General features: G+C 66.2%; 26 protein-coding genes, 1 tRNA gene and 1 riboswitch. Of the genes, 17 read left to right on the forward strand and 10 right to left on the reverse strand.

All coding sequences use genetic code 11. The features are described from left to right. Positions 1-288: 288 nt before the first annotated feature. Together CJZ78_RS14295 and CJZ78_RS00005 are read right to left on the reverse strand one after the other, a co-directional pair. A complete protein-coding gene (locus tag CJZ78_RS14295; protein WP_158217008.1) occupies positions 289-459 on the reverse strand; it encodes a hypothetical protein in 171 nt (56 codons plus the stop codon). Continuing rightward, a complete protein-coding gene (locus tag CJZ78_RS00005; RefSeq protein ID WP_094558858.1) occupies positions 456-962 on the reverse strand; it encodes a transposase in 507 nt (168 codons plus the stop codon). Before CJZ78_RS00005 ends, CJZ78_RS14295 begins: the two co-directional genes overlap by 4 nt. Before the next feature lie 159 nt (positions 963-1,121). On the opposite strand from CJZ78_RS00005, the gene CJZ78_RS00010 reads away from it, so the two are divergent. Next, the gene (locus CJZ78_RS00010) at positions 1,122-2,852 is read left to right on the forward strand and encodes a transglutaminase family protein (RefSeq protein WP_233128368.1); all 1,731 of its coding nucleotides are present in this window, start codon (positions 1,122-1,124) and stop codon (positions 2,850-2,852) included. A 163-nt stretch (positions 2,853-3,015) separates the two neighbouring features. On the opposite strand, the gene CJZ78_RS00015 is transcribed toward CJZ78_RS00010, so the two are convergent. From CJZ78_RS00015 to CJZ78_RS00035, 5 genes are all read right to left on the reverse strand, one after another. After that, positions 3,016-3,429, reverse strand: coding sequence for a PPC domain-containing DNA-binding protein (locus tag CJZ78_RS00015; protein ID WP_094558860.1), 414 nt, complete (start codon positions 3,427-3,429; stop codon positions 3,016-3,018). Continuing rightward, entirely contained in the window at positions 3,426-3,935 is a 510-nt protein-coding gene (locus CJZ78_RS00020) for a GNAT family N-acetyltransferase (RefSeq protein WP_094558861.1), read from the reverse strand. The genes CJZ78_RS00015 and CJZ78_RS00020 overlap by 4 nt, the downstream gene beginning before the upstream one ends. A gap of 78 nt (positions 3,936-4,013) precedes the next feature. Continuing rightward, entirely contained in the window at positions 4,014-4,619 is a 606-nt protein-coding gene (locus CJZ78_RS00025) for a HupE/UreJ family protein (RefSeq protein WP_094558862.1), read from the reverse strand. Positions 4,620-4,642: 23 nt separating this feature from the next. After that, positions 4,643-4,811: riboswitch (cobalamin riboswitch) on the reverse strand. A gap of 57 nt (positions 4,812-4,868) precedes the next feature. After that, on the reverse strand, positions 4,869-5,294 hold the full coding sequence (locus tag CJZ78_RS00030; RefSeq protein WP_094558863.1) for a hypothetical protein: 426 nt from the start codon (positions 5,292-5,294) through the stop codon (positions 4,869-4,871). Positions 5,295-5,308: 14 nt separating this feature from the next. Continuing rightward, positions 5,309-5,560, reverse strand: a complete 252-nt coding sequence (locus tag CJZ78_RS00035) for a DUF3721 domain-containing protein (protein ID WP_094558864.1) — start codon at positions 5,558-5,560, stop codon at positions 5,309-5,311. Between the two features lie 171 nt (positions 5,561-5,731). Between CJZ78_RS00035 and CJZ78_RS00040 the strand changes: the two genes are divergently transcribed. The 13 genes from CJZ78_RS00040 (at position 5,732) to CJZ78_RS00090 (ending at position 14,623) form a co-directional block, all read left to right on the forward strand. After that, a complete protein-coding gene (locus tag CJZ78_RS00040; protein ID WP_233128369.1) occupies positions 5,732-6,118 on the forward strand; it encodes a MerR family transcriptional regulator in 387 nt (128 codons plus the stop codon). Between the two features lie 287 nt (positions 6,119-6,405). Next, positions 6,406-8,601 (forward strand): catalase/peroxidase HPI, encoded by a 2,196-nt coding sequence (katG, locus tag CJZ78_RS00045; RefSeq protein WP_094558865.1) that lies wholly within the window; start codon positions 6,406-6,408, stop codon positions 8,599-8,601. Between the two features lie 126 nt (positions 8,602-8,727). Further along, on the forward strand, positions 8,728-8,856 hold the full coding sequence (locus CJZ78_RS14630; RefSeq protein ID WP_254988351.1) for a hypothetical protein: 129 nt from the start codon (positions 8,728-8,730) through the stop codon (positions 8,854-8,856). 47 nt (positions 8,857-8,903) lie between these two features. Further along, positions 8,904-9,557 carry a pyridoxamine 5'-phosphate oxidase gene (gene pdxH / locus CJZ78_RS00050; protein WP_094558866.1) on the forward strand — a complete coding sequence of 218 codons (654 nt, stop codon included), beginning with the start codon at positions 8,904-8,906 and terminating at the stop codon, positions 9,555-9,557. A 69-nt stretch (positions 9,558-9,626) separates the two neighbouring features. Beyond that, positions 9,627-10,283, forward strand: a complete 657-nt coding sequence (locus tag CJZ78_RS00055) for a rhodanese-like domain-containing protein (protein ID WP_315860088.1) — start codon at positions 9,627-9,629, stop codon at positions 10,281-10,283. A gap of 90 nt (positions 10,284-10,373) precedes the next feature. Then, positions 10,374-10,595, forward strand: coding sequence for a hypothetical protein (locus CJZ78_RS00060; protein WP_094558868.1), 222 nt, complete (start codon positions 10,374-10,376; stop codon positions 10,593-10,595). 72 nt (positions 10,596-10,667) lie between these two features. Next, positions 10,668-11,105, forward strand: coding sequence for a hypothetical protein (locus tag CJZ78_RS00065; protein WP_094558869.1), 438 nt, complete (start codon positions 10,668-10,670; stop codon positions 11,103-11,105). A gap of 3 nt (positions 11,106-11,108) precedes the next feature. Beyond that, the gene (locus tag CJZ78_RS00070) at positions 11,109-11,876 is read left to right on the forward strand and encodes a ZIP family metal transporter (RefSeq protein ID WP_233128370.1); all 768 of its coding nucleotides are present in this window, start codon (positions 11,109-11,111) and stop codon (positions 11,874-11,876) included. Between the two features lie 603 nt (positions 11,877-12,479). Continuing rightward, positions 12,480-12,788, forward strand: coding sequence for a hypothetical protein (locus tag CJZ78_RS00075; RefSeq protein WP_094558870.1), 309 nt, complete (start codon positions 12,480-12,482; stop codon positions 12,786-12,788). 44 nt (positions 12,789-12,832) lie between these two features. Then, positions 12,833-13,591, forward strand: coding sequence for a KilA-N domain-containing protein (locus tag CJZ78_RS00080; protein WP_158217009.1), 759 nt, complete (start codon positions 12,833-12,835; stop codon positions 13,589-13,591). Continuing rightward, positions 13,591-13,827: a helix-turn-helix domain-containing protein gene (locus CJZ78_RS13595; RefSeq protein ID WP_143592814.1), complete on the forward strand. Its 237-nt coding sequence runs from the start codon at positions 13,591-13,593 to the stop codon at positions 13,825-13,827. The genes CJZ78_RS00080 and CJZ78_RS13595 overlap by 1 nt, the downstream gene beginning before the upstream one ends. A gap of 63 nt (positions 13,828-13,890) precedes the next feature. Next, entirely contained in the window at positions 13,891-14,187 is a 297-nt protein-coding gene (locus tag CJZ78_RS00085; RefSeq protein WP_233128371.1) for an AbrB/MazE/SpoVT family DNA-binding domain-containing protein, read from the forward strand. Next, positions 14,174-14,623: a type II toxin-antitoxin system VapC family toxin gene (locus CJZ78_RS00090; RefSeq protein ID WP_233128372.1), complete on the forward strand. Its 450-nt coding sequence runs from the start codon at positions 14,174-14,176 to the stop codon at positions 14,621-14,623. The genes CJZ78_RS00085 and CJZ78_RS00090 overlap by 14 nt, the downstream gene beginning before the upstream one ends. A 40-nt stretch (positions 14,624-14,663) precedes the next feature. Here the strand turns inward: CJZ78_RS00090 and CJZ78_RS00095 are convergent, their stop codons facing one another. The 3 genes from CJZ78_RS00095 to CJZ78_RS00105 all read right to left on the reverse strand — a co-directional run bounded on the left by CJZ78_RS00095 (position 14,664) and on the right by CJZ78_RS00105 (position 16,496). Then, entirely contained in the window at positions 14,664-14,918 is a 255-nt protein-coding gene (locus CJZ78_RS00095; RefSeq protein ID WP_094558873.1) for a type II toxin-antitoxin system Phd/YefM family antitoxin, read from the reverse strand. Between the two features lie 115 nt (positions 14,919-15,033). Further along, positions 15,034-15,921, reverse strand: a complete 888-nt coding sequence (locus CJZ78_RS00100; RefSeq protein WP_094558874.1) for a hypothetical protein — start codon at positions 15,919-15,921, stop codon at positions 15,034-15,036. A 503-nt stretch (positions 15,922-16,424) separates the two neighbouring features. After that, positions 16,425-16,496: transfer RNA gene (locus CJZ78_RS00105), tRNA-Val, on the reverse strand. Positions 16,497-16,594: 98 nt separating this feature from the next. Here CJZ78_RS00105 and CJZ78_RS00110 point away from each other — a divergent pair. The 3 genes from CJZ78_RS00110 to mazG are packed head-to-tail and all read left to right on the forward strand — an operon-like array spanning position 16,595 to position 18,933. Next, positions 16,595-17,512 (forward strand): lysophospholipid acyltransferase family protein, encoded by a 918-nt coding sequence (locus tag CJZ78_RS00110; protein WP_158217010.1) that lies wholly within the window; start codon positions 16,595-16,597, stop codon positions 17,510-17,512. 3 nt (positions 17,513-17,515) lie between these two features. Continuing rightward, on the forward strand, positions 17,516-18,031 hold the full coding sequence (locus CJZ78_RS00115; RefSeq protein ID WP_094558876.1) for a DUF2227 family putative metal-binding protein: 516 nt from the start codon (positions 17,516-17,518) through the stop codon (positions 18,029-18,031). Next, positions 18,028-18,933, forward strand: a complete 906-nt coding sequence (gene mazG / locus CJZ78_RS00120; protein ID WP_094558877.1) for a nucleoside triphosphate pyrophosphohydrolase — start codon at positions 18,028-18,030, stop codon at positions 18,931-18,933. The genes CJZ78_RS00115 and mazG overlap by 4 nt, the downstream gene beginning before the upstream one ends. Positions 18,934-18,935: the final 2 nt, after the last annotated feature.

Below are 18,935 nucleotides of genomic sequence, written 5' to 3' on the forward strand. Positions count from 1 at the left end.
CCCGGGAGATTGTCGTCCAGCGACAACCTGGCGCCGATGGAAGCAGGCCCCAGTAGGAAGCTCCGCACAAGCCGGCGGACTCTGGGGTCCGCCGGCTCGTGCGCTCCAGGGCAAGGTTCAGCGGAGGTCTCGGCGACTAACCGGCCAACGTGGTTGTCGCCTGGTGCCGATCAGAGGAACTTAGTGCTGGCAATGGCTCGGACTGATGGGTAGCTCAGTTTTCGTGTCGCCTCCAGCGTCATCGCCCCCCGGTTGTCGCCGGCGACAACCGGGGGGCGATCAGTTCCCCTAACCGGCCAACTTGATTGACGCCAATCGGCCAAGGGGCTTGACGCGGGACAGCTGCAGCGTGGTGAGCCCCACGCCCAGTAGCCGTGCCAGCTCGCTGGCACGGGCACCACCTTCAATGCCTTCATCGAGGATCTGCAGAGCCTTCTGGCGGTCGGTGGGCGAGGTCAATCGTCCCCGTCCTCTCCCCAGAAGGCCTGAATCTTTTTTGAGGCGATCAGCAGTGCTGCCGCCTCCGCCAGAGCCTTCTCCTTCCGCCTGAGCTCCTGCTTGAGCCGCTTGATTTCCCGCTGGTCCTGGGCACGGAGCTTCTCCAGCTCCTTCTGCTCTTTCAAGGTGAGCACTGGCTTTTCATTGGCATCCTGGGATGCCTGCCGCCAGCGTTCCACTTGTTCCGGGTACAGACCCCGCTCGCGGCAGTAGGCACTGAGCTCGGTGGCGTTCAGCCCAGCGGTTTCCAACACCACCGTGAACTTGTCGGTGGCACCCCAGCCCTCAGGTTCCTTCTCGGATGCCGGCACCACCTCTCCCTGCAACCGCCAGGTCTTCCTCCAGTTGTAGAGGGTGACCACGTGAATGCCCAGCTCGGCTGAGATCTGGGCCACGCTCTGGCGGTGCGGCGGACTCATCCGCCTTCTCACATCAGCTTTGACGGCCTCGCTGTAGCGACGCATTGCTCTGCTCCATCAAGCCCCCTGGTGGAAAAGTGACCGGAATGGAGAGGCGTCAACTTTCCTGGCAGAGGGGGCGGTGGAGGCCCCCTGGTGCGCTGGCCCCAACGCCTGGACTCACAGCCACGCCGGCCCCTGGAGGCTTCAGCCGCTCCCGCTCTCTTGGCTGCGATCGGGGCCGGCCTGGGCTGCGAGTTGCACCCGATTGCGCTGGTCGATCCGCTGAACCCAGAGCGCCAGGTTTGGGCCGCCCCCCTCAGTCACGACGATCAGCGCTGGCAGGCGCTGCTCTGGCCCCTGGCCAAAGAACGGCGCACCCTGCTCCCGGCGCCTGGACCCGCTGGGCTGCGCCTGCCACTGCAGCACTTTCCTCAGGATGTTCCCCGCCAGGTGCTCACCCTCGAGATCACACCCCAGGGCTGGGGACTGTTTCTGCCGCCCCTGGATCGCCTGCGGCTGGAGCAGCTGCTCACAGCGATTGCTGCTGCCAGCGCACTCTGGAGCGAACCCGAGCTCAGCGGCGTGTTGCCGCTCGACACGGCTGGCCACTGGCAGGTGCTGGGGATCACCGCTGACCCCGGCGTTCTTGAGGTGAACCTGCCGGTGTGCAGCTGCTGGCACGAGTACGCCAACTGGCTGGAGTGCCTGGAGCAGGCCGGTGCAGCTGTGGGACTGCGGTCCTGGCAGTGGCGCGACGCACGTCAGGTCGGCACCGGCGGCGGCAACCACCTGCTCTGGGGCGGACCATCGCTGGAACCTGAGCGCCACCCGTTTTTTGCGCGCCCCGCCTGGCTGGTGGGGATCCTGCGCTACTGGCAGCATCACCCATGCCTGGCTTACCTCTTCAGCGGCCCCTGCGTGGGGCCCGCCTCCCAGGCCCCACGCCCCGACGAAGGCAGTGCCAACTGGCTCGATCTGGTGCTGGCCCATGCAACCCTCGAGCAACTGGGCAGCGGCGATCAGCGGGTTGCGATCAGCGAAACCCTGCGTCACCTGCACGCCGACCGCAGCGGCAACACCCATCGCAGTGAGATCAGCCTGGATAAGTTCTGGAACCCAGCCTGGCCAGGAGGCTGCCAAGGCCTAATCGAATTCCGGGCGCTGGAATCGATGCCCAACCACCACTGGAGCAGCGCCGTGGCCCTGCTCTGGCGGGCATTGGCCGTGCACCTGCTGGATCCTCAGAAGCGGCCGCGTGGGCTACGCCCCTGGGGCGAGGAGCTTCACGATCGGGCCCTGCTGCCCAGCCAGCTCTGGGCCGATCTCAAAGCCGTGCTGGCTGATCTGGCCGCCGCTGGTCTGCCGCTTGAATCCGGCGTGTTTCGCCAGATCTGGAGGTGGCGATTCCCCCAGCTGCTGCATTGGAGCGAGCCCATCAGCGGCGCTGACCTGGACATTCGTGAGGCACTCGAGCCTTGGCCCTTGCTCTGCGACACCCCGGTGGAGGGAGGGTTCACCAGCCGCTTCGTGGACAGTTCGATGCGCCGCCTCGAGCTGTGTGCCAATGGCCCTATGCGCCGCCAGTTTCAGCTTTATCTCAACGACAGACCACTGAGATGGCCTGCCGATCCAGCCCAGCCGATCGGGCTGCGTTACCGGCAGAGCGCTCTTTACCCGTGCCTCCACCCCCGCCTGCCCCTGAATGTGCCGCTCAGCCTGCGCCTCGTCGATTTAAGCGGGCGGAGCGTGGCGGCCTGGCGACTGGACGATGGCAACGGTTGCTTTCAATCGCTTCTGGAGCCTGCGCCCCTGAAACCTGCGGGGCCGCCTTGGCCCCTGCTTCAGGGCGAGGCCTGCACGATAGATATGAGGCTCAGCAATCTTCCTGAGAACGATAACGCCGGCCAGTCTGAACAATTGCAGCGCGTTGTTGATCGAACTCAAAGGAACTAGCGGGATCCGCTTGGAAGCGAGCTCGATATCACCTTCATCGATCTGCTGAGCTTTTAGTTGCCGAGCAACTTTTGCCTCAGTAGTCCGAATAACAACTGCGCGACGATCCAGAAAATGGGCAAGTCTTTCCAGGTGGGCTGCATTAGCTCGCACAACTTATGCATCAAGAGCCGCTGATGGGTTCACTGGGATGAATCTGCAGCTCGGCGTAGCCGGTAGCTGGATCCAGCTGCCGGCAGAAGCGCCACTCCGCAAGCAGGCCAACCATCAGCTCAGCGGTGGTGCGCACCAGCGAGCCGGCGCAGAGATGGCCCCCGATCACGGTGCCGCGGCTGTCGGCCACAGCCACATGGAGGTGAACCCCATCGGGCGAGAGCGTGCCCGCGAGGCTGAGGATCTCCAGGTCGCCCGTGATCGTGGTGCTCTCCTGCTTGCCGGCCAGCCGCAGCTGGAGCACCGACAAGCTGCCAACGGCGCTGATCACGCAGCCAGCCTGCTCCTGCTGCTGAGCCATCCAGGTTTCCAGCGCCAGGCGCAGGTCGTCGCCGGGACTGAAGCGCAGTGGCACCACCCTCATGGAGTTGGCCCCTCCAGCAGCCCCTGCACCATCACCAGGGCATCCACATAGCCCAACCGCTGGTGGCGGAATGCTCCCGGCAGGGTGCCCACCACTTGGAAGCCATTCTTCTGCCAGCAGTGGATGCCGGCGTTGTTGGTGCTCACCACCAGGTTGAACTGCATCGAGCGAAAGCCCAGCCGCCGAGCCGCCTGCAGCGAGTGCTGGCAGAGCCGGCTGCCGATCCCTTGGCGGCGGCAGTGCTCAGCCACCACATAGCCCGCGTTGGCGACATGGGCGCCGAGGGCCAGAGAGTTGGGCCTCAGGTAGTAGGTGCCCACCACCGCCCCGGCCGGATCGACAGCCACCATCACCGCCTGGCTCTGCTCCACCCAGGCCACCCGTGCTTCTGCCTCCGTGATGGCCGGGTCATGGGGGAACGTTTCACCAGCTCGGAACACCGGCTCCAGCAGAGCCCACACGTCCGGCCAGTCGGCCGCCTCATAGGGGCGGATCTGCAGTGGCATGGGTGGGCACGACCGGGGAGAGGAACCAAGCAGAGGCTGATCCTCGTTCCCCAGCTGGGCAGCCTTCCCCGTTGCGGCTCAGCGCATCAGCAGACCAACAGGCCCCAGCGCCGCCACACCACCACAGAGCGCGAGCAGCAGGGCCACCCCCCGGGTCCAGGCCAGGGGCAGACGCCGCAGCACTAGGTAACTGACGCCGCTCACCAGCACTGAACCGGCAAAGGCACCCAACCACCAGAGCGCCGCAGAGCCGTCAGCCGGTGCCTCCAGCCCGTGAAGCATGGCGTGAACCGCCACCGCTGATGCCACCAGGGCGGCACAGGCACCCAACTGGGGACCCTGCTTGGAACGAAGGCAGCTCAGCACCAGCACCGCCACCGCGCTGATTGCCAGCGCCGCGAGAAACTCGTGTGCTGGCAACGTGCCTCCTATCGCCCCAAAGACGCCGCCGCCGACGGCACCGGCCAGGGCCCAGAGCAGCAGTTGGGTCGAGATGCAGGAAGCTGCGGCCCCCACGGCGATCAGCAGCAGCAGGTGGTCGACTCCACTGATCGGATGCAGGAAGCCGGCGGCGATGCCGCCGTGGGCGATGCCATGGGCCTGAGCCGGTTGATCGAGCAGCAGCGCCAGTGCTGCCGCACCACCGATCAGGGCCAGAGTTCTGGCTGAGAAGGTCTGGGGCATTGAGAGAACCGGTCCGCGCCGGAGGTGAAGAGGTTGTGCACGGCGAGCGTTCTGACTGAGGCGGCCGTTGGTGGCCTCCATCACAGCTGCGGGACAGTGACGGACTCGGCTCAGGCAAAACCTGCACCCCACCGGACTTTCCTCGTTGCCTCCAGGGAGTGACCCGCTGGAACCGATCTCTCCATTGTGTGGCTGGACAGCACCGCAGAGGCCACCGCCGCCACGAGCAGGTGGGCCCAAACCGTGACCCTATGGGGAGTGCTCAGAGCAGGGCATCCAGCGGGATCCCATGGCATGGGCGCCGCTGCAGCCCAATTTGCGGGCTTGCTCCAAAGCCTCCTGGCGGGTGGGGTAGGCCATCAGGTTCGGCGCCATCGGGCCGGCGGAACCGTGGTGGTGCTGATGCAGGGCACCAGAAAGAGCCCCCAGGCGCCGTGGCCCCATGCCCTCAAGACCTGCCCACCAGACCCCCATCACGTTCACGCCAACCACCAACACGCCCATCCCCACCACGCAGGCATTGAGGACACCCATCCCCACCACGCCGAGGCTGATGACCCCCATTGGCACCACGCCGATGCTCACCACACCCATCGGCACGATGCCAATCGAGATGATGCCCAGGGGCGCCACCCCGAAGGCAATCCGCTTGGGCTTGTCACCGCATTGGGCCATGGGAGTGAACGGCCTCAGTGGGCGTGCACAGAGCCAGGAGCGTCACCGTGCTTGGCACAGGGCATCCACTGGCTGCCCATCTTGTGGGCCCCTTTGCAGTTGAAGTGCAGCTTGGCGGCCTTCTCCGCTTCTGCCTGGGTTGGGTAGAGGGCCGGCACACCGCCTGTGCCGATGGCCGGCGCGGCAAGGCCGGCGGCCGAGAGCAACAGGTTGGCGCCCAGCGCGGCTACCGCTGGGGCGCCCCAGGGACTGAAACGGTGCGGCATCGGGAGGGTGGCGAGAGCAGAAAACCTGCCAGACAGAACCCTAACAGGCATCTCCAGTAGTGCGCCTCTGGTGGAGGGTTGGCGCTCAGGGTTCTCGCAGCCTGCCGATGCCTACCGTTGGGAAGCTTCCATGCAGTGGAGGGATCGATGGCCCGCCGAGGATCGCTGTCAGTGGCATCCACTCCCGGCCTGCGCATCGGCGAGGTGGCCAGGCGCACAGGCCTTTCCGTGAAGACGATTCGCTTCTACTGCGACGAGGGACTGCTCCAGCCCAAGGGACGATCAGACGCTGGTTACCGCTTGTTTGATGACGAGAATCTTGCTGAGCTCACGATCATTCGTGCCCTGCGCTCGATGGATGTCGCGATCCCTGAGGTGTCGAGAATCCTGGAGGTGCGTCGCTCGGGTCTGTGCAACTGCTCTGTCTTAAAGGACAGCATTGCGACCAAGGTGGAGTCGATCAACTTGCGGATCTCTGAGCTCGCCGCCATGAAAGACGAGCTGTCGCGCCTATTGGACAGCTGGCAGACCTGCGGTGGCAGGAGAGCTGACCGCTGAGCACTGAGCTTTCGTTTCCGCCGCTCTCTCCAATTGCCGACTAGGCAGACGCCGAAACGAACAAGCCGGGAGCGCTTATCAGCCAAGGCTATGGACGGCCTCTAAACCCCGCTCAGCTTGATCAGGCCCCTGGATGCAGATAGCCATGCTCTGGTTCTGGCCGGGCCCGTTGCGGGCTCAGGGCCCAGCAGCCCAACGGTAGCCGTCACGGACTGTGACCACCGCAATCCGGCCTAGATCGTGCTGCCTACGGTCAGAACAGTGGATGAAATCCCAGCAGCGCCGCCATGACCGAACTCGGCAAGTGCCCCTTCAACCACGGCGCAGCAGCGGTGGCGGGCCGCGGCCCCGCGCCGCGCGACTGGTGGCCCCAGCAGCTCAACCTCGGGATCCTGCACCAGCACAGCCCGGCCGCCAATCCGCTTGGGGAGGCGTTCGACTACACCGCAGCCTTCCAACAGCTCGACTACGCCGGCCTCAAGCGCGACCTGATCGCGCTGATGACCGACTCCCAGGACTGGTGGCCCGCCGACTGGGGCCACTACGGCGGCCTGTTCATCCGCATGGCCTGGCACAGCGCCGGCACCTACCGCACCGCCGATGGCCGCGGCGGCGGCGGCACCGGCAACCAGCGCTTCGCGCCGATCAACAGCTGGCCCGACAACGGCAACCTCGACAAGGCCCGCCGGCTGCTCTGGCCGATCAAGCAGACCTACGGCAACCAGATCTCCTGGGCCGACCTGATGATCCTGGCCGGCAACGTCGCCCTGGAATCGATGGGTTTCCAGACCTTCGGCTTTGGCGGCGGCCGCGCCGACATCTGGCAACCCGAAGAAGACATCTACTGGGGCAACGAGACCACCTGGCTCGGCGATGCGCGCTACAGCGGCGACCGCGAGCTGGAGAACCCTCTGGCGGCCGTGCAGATGGGCCTGATCTACGTGAACCCCGAGGGCCCCAACGGCGAACCGGATCCAGTGGCCTCAGGCCGCGACGTGCGCGAGACCTTCCTCCGCATGGCGATGAACGACGAGGAAACGGTGGCCCTCACCGCTGGCGGCCACACCTTCGGCAAGGCCCACGGCGCCGGCAGCGCCGAGCTGCTGGGTCCACCGCCCGAGGGGGCGCCCATGGAGGAGCAGGGCCTGGGCTGGCGCAGCCGCCACGGCAGCGGTGTGGGGGCCGGCGCCACCACCAGCGGCATCGAGGGCGCCTGGAAACCCAACCCCAACCGCTGGGATATGGGCTACTTCGACATGCTGTTCGGCTACGAGTGGGAGCTGATCAAGAGTCCAGCCGGCGCCTGGCAGTGGCAGGCCAAAGACTGCCGCGAGGAGCACCTGATCCCCGACGCCCACATCCCCGGGCTCAAGCACCCGCCGATGATGACCACGGCGGATCTGTCGCTGCGCTTCGATCCGATCTACGCGCCGATCTCGCGCCACTTCCACCAGCACCCGGAGGCCTTCGCCGATGCCTTCGCCCGGGCCTGGTTCAAGCTCACCCACCGCGACATGGGGCCCAAGAGCCTCTACCTCGGCCCCGAGGTGCCCGAGGAAGACCTGATCTGGCAGGACCCGATTCCAGCGCTGGATCACCCCCTGGTGGACGGGGCCGCCATCGCCGATCTCAAGGCGCGGGTGCGGGCGTCGGGGCTAAGCACCGCTGAACTGGTGAGCACTGCCTGGGCCTCGGCCTCCAGCTTCCGCGGCTCCGACAAGCGCGGCGGCGCCAACGGCGCCCGGGTGCGCCTGGCCCCGCAGAACACCTGGGCCGTGAACCAGCCCGAGCAGCTGCAACGGGTGCTGGCCGTGCTCGAGGGCATCCAGCAGGCGTTCAACGCCTCCCGCTCAGGTGGGGTGCGCGTGTCGGTGGCAGATCTGATCGTGCTGGCGGGTGGCGTGGGCGTGGAGCAGGCGGCCGCCGCCGCGGGCATGCCGGTGGAGGTGCCGTTCACGCCGGGCCGGATGGATGCCAGCCAGGAGCAAACGGATGCGGCCTCGTTTGCGGTGATGGAGCCCCAGGCCGATGGCTTCCGCAACTGGCAGAAGGCTCCGATGAGCGTGACCGCCGAGCACCTGCTGCTGGACCGGGCCCAACTGCTGGGCCTGAGCGCTCCGGAGATGACCGTGCTGGTGGGCGGCCTGCGGGTGCTGGGTGCCAACAGCGGTGGCGTGCGCCATGGCGTGTTCACCGAGCGGCCGGGGGTGCTGAGCAACGACTTCTTCGTGAACCTGCTCGACATGGCCACCACCTGGACGCCCACCGACGACAGCGGTGAGCTGTTTGAGGGGCGCGACCGCCAGAGCGGGGCGCTGCGCTGGAGCGGCACCCGGGCGGATCTGGTGTTCGGCTCCAACTCCCAGCTGCGGGCGATCGCCGAGGTGTATGCCCAGGGCGATGGCGCCGGGCGCCTGGTGTGCGACTTCGTGGCCGCCTGGGTGAAGGTGATGGAGGCCGATCGCTTCGACCTCAAGCGATGAACAAACCCTGCCAGCAAATGCTTGCGACTACGCAGCAGATCAGAGCCTGAACGCCTTCGCAAAGCCAGCGGCTAACAGCCTGGAGTGACAGGACCTTGTCCAGCGGGTCAGACGGAGCTCATCACGATGAAAGCCATCTTCCTTCTTGTGCCCGTGAAAGCCGCTCTGGCACTCGCGCTGGCCATCGGCATGACGGTGGTGATCGCCATGGTGTTCGGCGAACTTAAGGAAGACGAGCAGAGGCATCTGGAATAGCTCTCACAGATCTCAATAGGCTGAACCGCAACGGGAGCGTCGCAGCCATGACAGGGGCCGATGAAAGGGTTGACCTGGGCCCCCTTCGCCGGGATTACGGGCGCGCCACCTTGCGTCGCAGCGACCTGCATCCCGATCCGGTGGAACAATTCCGGTGCTGGTTTGAGGAAGCCGTGGAGGCCAACCTGCTCGAGCCCAACGCCATGGTGCTGGGCAGCGTTAATGGCCAGCGCCCCAGCGCCCGCACGGTGCTGCTCAAGGCCTTTGATGCGCGGGGGTTCGTCTTTTTCACCAACACCAACAGCCGCAAGGCCCAGGAGATCGCAGCTCATCCGGCGGTGAGCTTGCTGTTTCCGTGGTATGGCCTTGAACGGCAATGCATCATCCTCGGACGAGCCGAGCGCATCAGCCTGGGCGATGCGCTGGCCTATTTCCGTTCGCGTCCCCAAGGCAGTCGCCTCGGGACCTGGGTGTCGCAGCAGAGCCGTATGATCTCCTCCCGGCAGGTGCTGGAAGACCAGTGGCGGGCGATCACCGAACGCTTCCGGCAGGGTGAGATTCCCATGCCGCCTGCCTGGGGTGGCTATAGGGTGATCCCTGAAGAACTGGAGGTGTGGCAAGGAGGCTTGCACCGCCTGCACGATCGCTTTCGCTACCGGCGCAACGGCGATACCTGGCTGATCGAGCGGCTGGCGCCGTGAAGCAGCTGTGCCGCCGCCGGCGGATTAGGCGGCCTGCAGCTGCTGCAGCTGAGCTTCCAGCCGCTGCTGGTGCGCAGCTGCAGCCGCTGTGATTTCCAGCAGGGCAATGCACACACCCTGTGGCGCTCGATCACCGAGCAGCTGTTCAGCCTCCCCGACAGCTGCCTGCTCTATCCCGCCCACGACTACACCGGCCGCACGGTCACCTCGGTGGCAGAAGAAAAGGCCTTCAACGCCCGGCTCGGCGGCGCCGCGACGGAGCGCGATTTCGTGGGCCACATGGAGGCCATGACGCTGCCGCACCCGCACAAGATCGCCGAGGCCCTCCCGGGCAATCTGCGATCCGGCAAGCCGCGCGACGCCTCTGCTTCCGCGCCCAGCTGGGCGCCGCTGCAGCGCAGCTATGCGGGGCTGCCCGAGCTGCCGCCCAGCTGGGTGGCCGAGCACCGCGAAGCGCTGACCCTGCTTGATGTCCGCTCCGCCGAGGAATTCCACGGCCCCGACTGCCAAGTGGCCGGCAGCCTGCTGCTGCCCCTGCCGGAGCTGGAGCAGTGCAGCGGCGAGATCCCCGCGGGCAAGCCGGTGGTGGTCTGCCATTCCGGCAGCCGCTCGGCCCTGGCCACCCACCAGCTGCTCAAGGCCGGCCACAGCCAGGTGGCCAACCTGCGCAGCGGCCTCGCCCGCTGGGGCGATGAGGGATACCCGCTCGAGGACATCGTCGCCTGATCGTTCTCCCCCGTCCGTTTCCATCCCCCCTCCACTGATCGGCATGACCCAACCCCCAATGCCCAGGAGCGGGCCATCCCGCTGCAACAGGTGGAGGGCAAATTCACGGTGACCACCAGCGCCGACTGGATCCTTGAGCAGCTGAATGGTGCCTTTGTCATCCGGCTCGATCCAGACGTCTCAAGCCAGGAGCACAGCCGCGCCGACGTCGACGCGATCACCTACATCAAACAGCGCATGAAGCTCTGTCCGGTGTCGCGCAACCTGCCGGATTCAGTGGTGAAACGCATCGACCTCTCGCTTGCAGAATGAAACCCGCAGGATCCGTGCATTCCTCCACAAGACGGATGATGATCCAATGCCCCCTGGTGCCGGTCGACACCCATGTCTGACGCTGCCTCCTTCGGCTATGCGGTGCGCCTCACGGGCCTCTGGGCTGCCTGGCTGCTGGTGATGCTGTTCCACGTGGAACTGGGCCTGATGCCCCTGTTCCATGGCCTCTCGGTGGAGATCAAGAGTCAGGTGGCGTCCTCGCGGGTGCCGCGGCTGTTCCTGGCGATGCTGTTCTATTTCCTGCTGCCGGTGGGGGCGTTTCTGGTGGCGGTGCATGCAATCGCCGATCCAGCGGGCTGGAGCGCCAGCGCCCCATGGCGGGCGGCTCAGTTCTGGTTCAGCGTGGTCTACAGCCTCACCAACGTGGTGCACCTGACGGCCGACATCCGCATCCCTGGCTCCCGCACGGATCAGGTGCTGCTGATGGCGGTGCTCACCTTGATCGGTCTGCTGATCAACCAGCAGGCCTGGGCCTGGTGTCAACTCTGACGGGTGGCTACTCCGAACAGCCTGGTCTGGATTCTGGTCGGCGGGCTGCTGATGAGCCTGGTGGCGATGGTGGGTGCCCTCACCCTGCTGCTGCCGCCCCGGCGGCTCCAGCAGCTGCTGCTGCCCCTGGTGTCGCTGGCGGCAGGGTCGCTGCTGGGTGGCGCACTGTTCCACATGCTGCCGGAGGGAATGGAAGCGATGCCATCGCGCAGCGGCAGCCTCTGCATCGCCGCCGGCTTCATGACCTTCCTGGCGCTGGAGCAGTTCCTGCAATGGCACCACTCCCATCGCCATCCCGGCAGGAGCGGACCGGATGCCGCCGCAGGCGGAGCCTCCCGCCAACCGATGGCGATCCTGGTCCTGCTGGGCGACGCCCTGCACAACTTCATTGGCGGTCTGGGTATCGCCAGCACCTTCCTGCTCAACCCTGATGCCGGTGTGGCGGCCTTCGTGGCGGCCGTGGCCCATGAGGTGCCGCAGGAGCTTGGGGATTTCGCGATCCTGGTCCACAGCGGCTGGAAGCCCCGCACCGCCCTGCGCTGGAATGTCATCTCGGCACTCACCTTCCCGCTTGGAGCGGTGATCGCCTGGCTGATCTCCCGGTCGCTGCCCGTGGGGGGCCTTGTGCTGTTTGCCTGCGGCAACTTCCTTTACATCGCCGCTTCGGATCTGGTGCCGGAGATCAAGTCGGCCCGCAGTCTGCGTGATGCCACCATCGGGTTCGTCTGGTGCAGCGCAGGTCTGCTGGTGATGATGGCGCTGGCGCAGTGATGGCCTGTGGTTGGCACCGGTGGATGAAGCGTCGGCGCTGGCATGCATTGGCGGCTGCGCTGCTGGCGCTCTGGCTGGCCTTGGTCCCGCAGGTCACCGTTGCCGGACAAGTGCTGGAGGTGTTCGTGCGCCAGGGCTGCCCCCATTGCGCCACCGCCGCGCCCAGGCAAGCCGGCGCAGCGGCAGCCAACAGCCACAGCAGCCGTAGAGAAGCGGAGAACAGCCCGGGAGATTGTCGTCCAGCGACAACCTGGCGCCGATGGAAGCAGGCCCCAGTAGGAAGCTCCGCACAAGCCGGCGGACTCTGGGGTCCGCCGGCTCGTGCGCTCCAGGGCAAGGTTCAGCGGAGGTCTCGGCGACTAACCGGCCAACGTGGTTGTCGCCTGGTGCCGATCAGAGGAAGTTAGTGCTGGCAATGGCTCGGACTGATGGGTAGCTCAGTTTTCGTGTCGCCTCCAGCGTCATCGCCCCCCGGTTGTCGCCGGCGACAACCGGGGGGCGATCAGTTCCCCTAACCGGCCAACTTGATTGACGCCAATCGGCCAAGGGGCTTGACGCGGGACAGTCGGCGGATGGCGAGGACGACGACGAGGAGTTGTTCTGATGCCCCTCGATCGACAGGACCAGAACGCCGGGGCCTGGAGGGGCAGGCCCCTTCACCGGCCCGGTCCCCAGCTGCCTGCCTTCTGCCGCACCCGCCGGCCCACCACCGTGGCCGTCACGGCCAGCAGCCTCACCGCCCTGCGCCTGCTGGTTGTGCTCGGACTGCTGTTTCAGCTCAGCACCCTGCTGTTCGTGCTCGCCGGGCCCGTGCCGCCGCAGCCGCTGGCCAGCCCCAACTCCGTCTTTCGCTCCGATGCCGGCACTGACGCCGGTGAGGTTCCCCCCATCACACCGCTTTCAGACCGATGAATCAATCAGCTCCGAATTCATCTACGCCGACTCCTTCCGCTCCGATGGCATCCCAGTCCCTGATCTCCCTTTCCTGGAATGGCACACCGATCCAGCGACGCAGCACCGACGGCTACGTCAACGCCACGGCAATGTGCCGAGCCAACGGCAAGCGGTGGACCAAATACCGCGAGTCGGACCGGGCTAACGAGTATTTGGAAGCCCTTTCGACCGAAGCCCGAATTTCGGTCCACGCTTTGATCGAGTCCCGCGCCGGAGGTGTTGATGGGGGCGAAACCTGGATTCACCCCCAGGTAGCTGTCGACCTGGCCCGGTGGATCAGCGCACCGTTCGCGGTGTGGATGGATGGCTGGTTCCTGGAGAGTCTCCAGCAGGCTCAACCGGCGCCGGTGGAATCGCCCCCGCCCCGGCTGCGAGAGGTCGAGGTGATCGCGCTGGTGGAACGCAGCATCACCCTGTTCGAGCAACTGGGCGGCCTCGATCAACGCGATCAACTCCTGTTCAAGGACATCGTGCGCAGCAACGTGCTCACCGCGAGTTCGGGACTGCTGCCCGGCGCCCCGACTGACCAAGAGCTCACCCTGGGAGATGCCTGGCTGGAGGTGTTCCAGCAAGCGCTGCCGCGCAACCAGTTCTGCGCTGCCGGCAAGCTCGTGGCCAGGGCCTACCGCCAGGAGTTCGGCGAAGAGCCCCCTTGCCGCCAACAGTTCGTTGACGGTGCCCCACGCCAGGTCAAGAGCTACCGCCGCTCCTGGTTGATCGAGACCCTCCAGCGCTTCCGCGCTCAACCGGCAGGAGGCTGATGGAGACGCCGACAACCTCATCGCGCCAGCGGGTCTGGGTCACGACAGCAGAAGCCTGCGCTGCCCTGGGCATGAGCCGCGAAACCCTCCGCCAGCTGCGGCTGCGGGGGGTGCTCACCCCCGGCAAGCACTACAGGCGTTGGGGCTGCACCCAGGGCCGGGGCCCCCTGCAGTGGCACCTCGAGAACGTGGAGGCCACCATCACCGGCTGGAGCCGGCGGCATCTGCAGCACTGACAGCCACGAAGCGGACGTAGAGTCATGTCTCTACGAGTGGCCGTGAACGGCCGAGGGCGTTCCTTGACACAGTCCAGGCCTCAAGATCGCTCAGCTGACGCCTGCCAGCACTTCCCGCAGGCGATCCGCCGATGGGGGAACAGCCTGGCGGTCAGGCTCCCGGCCGATTGCCTGCGTCAGGCCGGACTGCAGGAAGGCGATCAGATCGACATCGTCGTTGGAGCTGATGGCCGCCTGAGCCTGGAGCCTCTGCGCAAGCTGGATCGCTCTGCCCTGGCCGCTGATCTGCGCCAGCTTCAGTCAACCATGCCTCTCACCCCTTCAGTGACCGAGGAATGCCGCGGCGGTGAACGCTGGTGACGCTGAGCCATCGATGATCTATCTCGACACCAGCGTGGTGGTGGCTCTGCTGACCCCAGAAGAACGCAGTGCGCAAGCGCTCGACTGGTTTGGGCAATCGCGCGAAACCTTGATCAGCAGCGACTGGCTGATCACCGAAACCCACAGCGCCCTGGGAATCAAGCAGCGCCATCACGGCCTCAGTTCTGAAGCACGCCAGGCCGCTGGGGAGCAGTTCGAGCGCCTGCTGAAGGGCGGAGTGGAACTTCGTTCCCTCGATCGCGAGCGCTTTCACCAGGCCGCCGAGCTGCTCCAGGATTCGGCCATGGGTCTCCGGGCGGGTGACGCCTTGCATCTGGCGGTGGCGCTGCACAGCCGCTGCACCCATCTGGCCAGCTTCGATGGGCGGATGCAGCAAGCCGCGGCTGCCCTCGGAATGAGGCCAGCACTGCAATAAGTCGCCAATCCGTTGCAGGGCCTGCAGAGGAAAGCCGGTCTCAGAGGGCATCAAGGCTGACCCGCACTGGCTCCTGTCCGTCCGCCAGACGCGAGTCAGTGAGACGGTTCAGCTCCAGGTCTTCCACCAGGTCCATCAGTTCCTCGTAGGCCTTAGCCGGCACGCAATAGAACGCTGGCTCGTTGCGGTTGAGCACCGCGACGGCCATCCCATCTCCCGCAGCCACGGTGGCCATGGGGTTCTTCTTGTGCTCCGAGATGCTCACTGCGATCTCGGCCAACACGCGATGCGCCATGAACAAACCGGCCCAGCTCTTCGGTGCAGTCTGAATCGTGGGAAAGAGCCGTAAGCAACCCTCAGGGCTAAGCCGGATGCGGCCCGGGCCTTCGCCAAAGCGGAGGAGGTGTTCCTTATGCCACCAGAAAACGCTGCTCCGCCTTGGCGAAGGCGTCATCCACCACGTCATCCCCGCACCAGCGGCTGTAGGCCGCCAGGTGGGTCTGCACGCTGTGGCCCATCGCCGCGGCCACGACCTTGGGCGGCAGGTCACAGATCACGTGGGCCCGGTGGGCGTAGCCGTGCCGGCAGGAGTAGAGCACCAGCTTTTCGCCCTGAGCTTCGTAGTCGCGCTTGAGCTCCATCCAGAGGGAGCGACGCCGCAGGTACTGGCTGATGTCCTGAGCACCATGGCCGGGACGCATCGGGGGCAGGCGATCTGCTGAGAACGAGGCCTCCAGGTTCCAGGCCGCTGACCACTGGTCGCAAGGAAGCAGCCGCAGCGGCCTGGGCTTCGTCTTACCGCGAGCTGCCACTTTTTCGTAGAGGCACCAAAGGCGTCCCTGCCTGAGCTCCAGGTGCTGGATCTCCTCGGGCCGTAAGCCATAGGCAGCGATCAACTGGAAACAAAGACGCCAGCGCTGATCTGGGATCGCTTGAACCATCGCCAGGATGTGCTCCACAGCCATCGGCGTGGTGACCATGCGCTGCTGACGGGATCGGCCGATGTAGGGGCTGAGATCCTGGGGAGGACTCCACTCCTGGCTGAGTGCCCCCTGCTGCACCAGCCAACGCAGCAGCGCAGCGGTGTACTGCACCTGCAGCTGGCGTGTACGGCAGCCAGGCCGCTCTGCCCACTGCGCCGCCGTCAGTCGCAATAACGCGTCGGCATCAGCTGACCCGCCACTGGAACGATCGGCCAACAGCTCCACCATCAGGCCCATCCGAGGCCGGTACATCCGCTCCCATGTGGCGGTTTTGACCTCACCACTGCAGAGTTTGTGATCGCGGTAGAGCTCCACAAGGGCAGACCAGGCGAGGCTCTTGGCGGGATCTGCCGCAGACTGAACGAGGAAGCCCTATCGGTGGAAGCCAGCGGCGCCTGACCTGGGTAGAGCCTGATTAAAGCGTCTTCAAGATCCTCGCCGTCCTGAAACGCCGAATGCAGGGCCACCACCGCATCCCGCACTTCATCCACATGGTCCCCATCCCAGGGAATGGGCAGCAGCAGCTGGCGGCGATGTCCGCCGCCGGCGTTAGCCGTGATGTTCAGTCGGACCAGGCCGCGATGGTTGGCGACACTCCAGCCACGCCGACAACCGAGGCGAGACAAGGAGTGAGACACCCCCGCACGCAGCACCGTCTCCCAGGCAAGGGGGGCAGCCATGTGAGGAGGAACGTGAGAAGGTATGTGAGAAGGTTGCCCTCCAAGCCTGGCATGCCCGTGCAGAGCCAACCACACGCTGGAACCCCGAAAGCCGGTGCACAAGCGGCTTTCGGGAGATTTTCAAGGCCCTGCCTGAGATGCGCGATGCCGGGTTCGAACCAGCGACATCCTGCTTGTAAGGCAGGCGCTCTACCGCTGAGCTAATCGCGCGCGGAAGGCAAACTACACCCCAATATCGGCCCGGTCCCCAATTCATGACCAGACGCTCGCCTCGGCCTGTCCAGCTCCAGCGAAAGCTGCGCTGGCAAATGGAGGCCCTTGCTGTGCAGCTGCTGTTGGTGGTGCTGAGCGGGCGCTCCCACCGCACAATGATCCGTGGGATTGCGCTGGCCCATCGCCTGGCCAGGCCCTGGCTCGTTCACCGCCATGCCACAGCAATCGAGAACCTCAAGCGCGTCTACGGCGATCAACTCAGCATGCGCCAGCGCCAATTGATTGCGCAGCGCTCAATTGATAGCTTTTTTCTATCCTGCCTGGAATCGATCATCCAACCTGTCGACAGCGCACGGATCAGCGCTGAAGGAGAGGGCCTCGAGGAGCTGTTGCGTCTGCACCGCCAAGGCCAGGGAGTGATCATCGGCTCCTTGCATCTGGGCTGCTGGGATATTGGACTGCGATGGCTGAGTCAACAGATTGACACCCTGTCGGTGATCTACCGGCCCGCCCGCAACCCCTACAGCGACCGCCTGCTCAACCAGGCCCGCAGCGCCAACAGCAACTGCGACTGGATCCCTCAAGGCAACGTCAAAGCCATGTTCCGCTGGCTGCGCAGCGGCGGCAGCCTGGTCACGATGACCGACCTCTACAGCCCCAGCAGTGAGCTGCAGGTCGATTTCCTGGGACTTTCCACCTTCTTCGCCAAGGGGCCAGCGTCCCTATCCCAGAAATCAGGTTGTCCCCTGTTTCCCGTGGCCCAAGTTCGCGAAGACAACGGCCGCTTCCGCTTGATCTTCGGGGCGCCCCTCTGGCCTGGCAGCGGCCCAACGGCCCTCGCCGCCCAGATGGCCGCCCTAGCCCGCTGGCATGAACCGTGGATCCAGGGCTATGCCGAGCAGTACTACTGGATCAACCGGCGCTGGCGCGCCGGTGATGGCAGCGGCGAACGACTGCGGCCCGTCGGCCCGCCCGCAGCGCGGGTGCTGAAGCTGGCGGCAGCGGGGCCCTGAGCGATGGCCAGCGGCCGCAGCCACGACCGCGCCACCTGGATCCTGGCGCTGCCCTTCGGGGCCCTGTGGTGGCCTTGGCTGGGGCTGGCCGGTGTTGCCGCCGCCGGAGGAGCCTTCCTGCTGGGCGGTCTGCTGCTCTCCCCCGACCTCGACACCCGCTCCAACCCCACCCAGCGCTGGGGGCCGCTACGGCTGCTGTGGTGGCCCTACCGGCGCCTGCTGCGCCACCGGTCGCTGCTGTCTCACAGTCCTCTGCTGGGCACCGCCGGGCGACTGAGCTACCTGCTGGGGGCGTCGCTGGCGATCTGCCTGCTGCTGCAGCCCCTGGGGGGTCCGCCACCGCAACAGCTCCTGGCTGCGTGCGGCACCCTTTGGCAGACCCAACGCCCGCTGGTGGTGGCAGCGCTGGTGGGCCTGGAGGCCAGCAGCTGGCTGCACCTGATCCAGGACGGTGATCCCATGCCCAAAACACCGCGGCTGCTGCGAAGGTGGCGCCGACCACGCGGCCGCGTCCGATGAGCGCCCCGACCGATCCAAGCCGTGCCAATCCAAACCGTGCCGATCCAAGCCTGGCAGCCCTCGCCGAGCTGATCGCCGTGGTGGCCCAGCTGCGCGATCCCGAAGGTGGCTGCCCCTGGGACATCGAACAAACCCACGCCTCCCTGGTGCCCTACGTGCTGGAGGAGGCCCACGAGGTGGCCGATGCGATCCGCCATGGCAACGACGCGCACCTAGCCGAAGAACTGGGCGACCTGCTGCTGCAGGTGGTGCTGCACGCCCAGATCGCCAGTGAGGAAGGTCGCTTTGATCTCGCGCAAATTGCCCAGGGGCTGAACGAGAAGCTGGTGCGCCGCCACCCCCATGTGTTCGGCGAGGTCGAGGCGGCCGACAGCGCAGCAGTGCGGGCCCACTGGGAGGCGATCAAGGCCGAGGAGCAGCAGGAACGGGCCGAGTGGGCCGAAGGCGAAAGCCATGCCCCCTCAGCCAGCCCCCTCAGCGATCGCCTGGCGGGCAAGGTGCGCGGCCAGCCCGCCCTGGCCGGCGCCATGACCATCTCCAAAAAAGCCGCCGCGGCCGGCTTCGAATGGGACGACATCACAGGTGTGTGGGAGAAGGTGCACGAGGAGCTCGACGAGCTCAAGGAGGCCGTAGCGGAAGCGATGGCCAGCGGCGATCGGGCCCATGCCCAGGAGGAGCTGGGTGACGTGCTGTTCACCCTGGTGAACGTGGCCCGCTGGTGCAGTCTCGACCCCGAGGCCGGCCTGGCCGGCACCAACCGCCGCTTCCTCGATCGCTTCTCCCGCGTGGAGGCAGCCCTGGGCGGCGAGCTGCAGGGCCGCAGCATCGGCGAGCTGGAGGGGTTGTGGCAGCAGGCCAAGGCCCAGATCTGGGCTGAAAACTCGCATCAGCCAGGCTGCTGACC

The sequence above is a fragment of the Synechococcus sp. 8F6 genome, assembly GCF_002252665.1.
Classification (GTDB): Bacteria; Cyanobacteriota; Cyanobacteriia; order PCC-6307; family Cyanobiaceae; genus Cyanobium_A.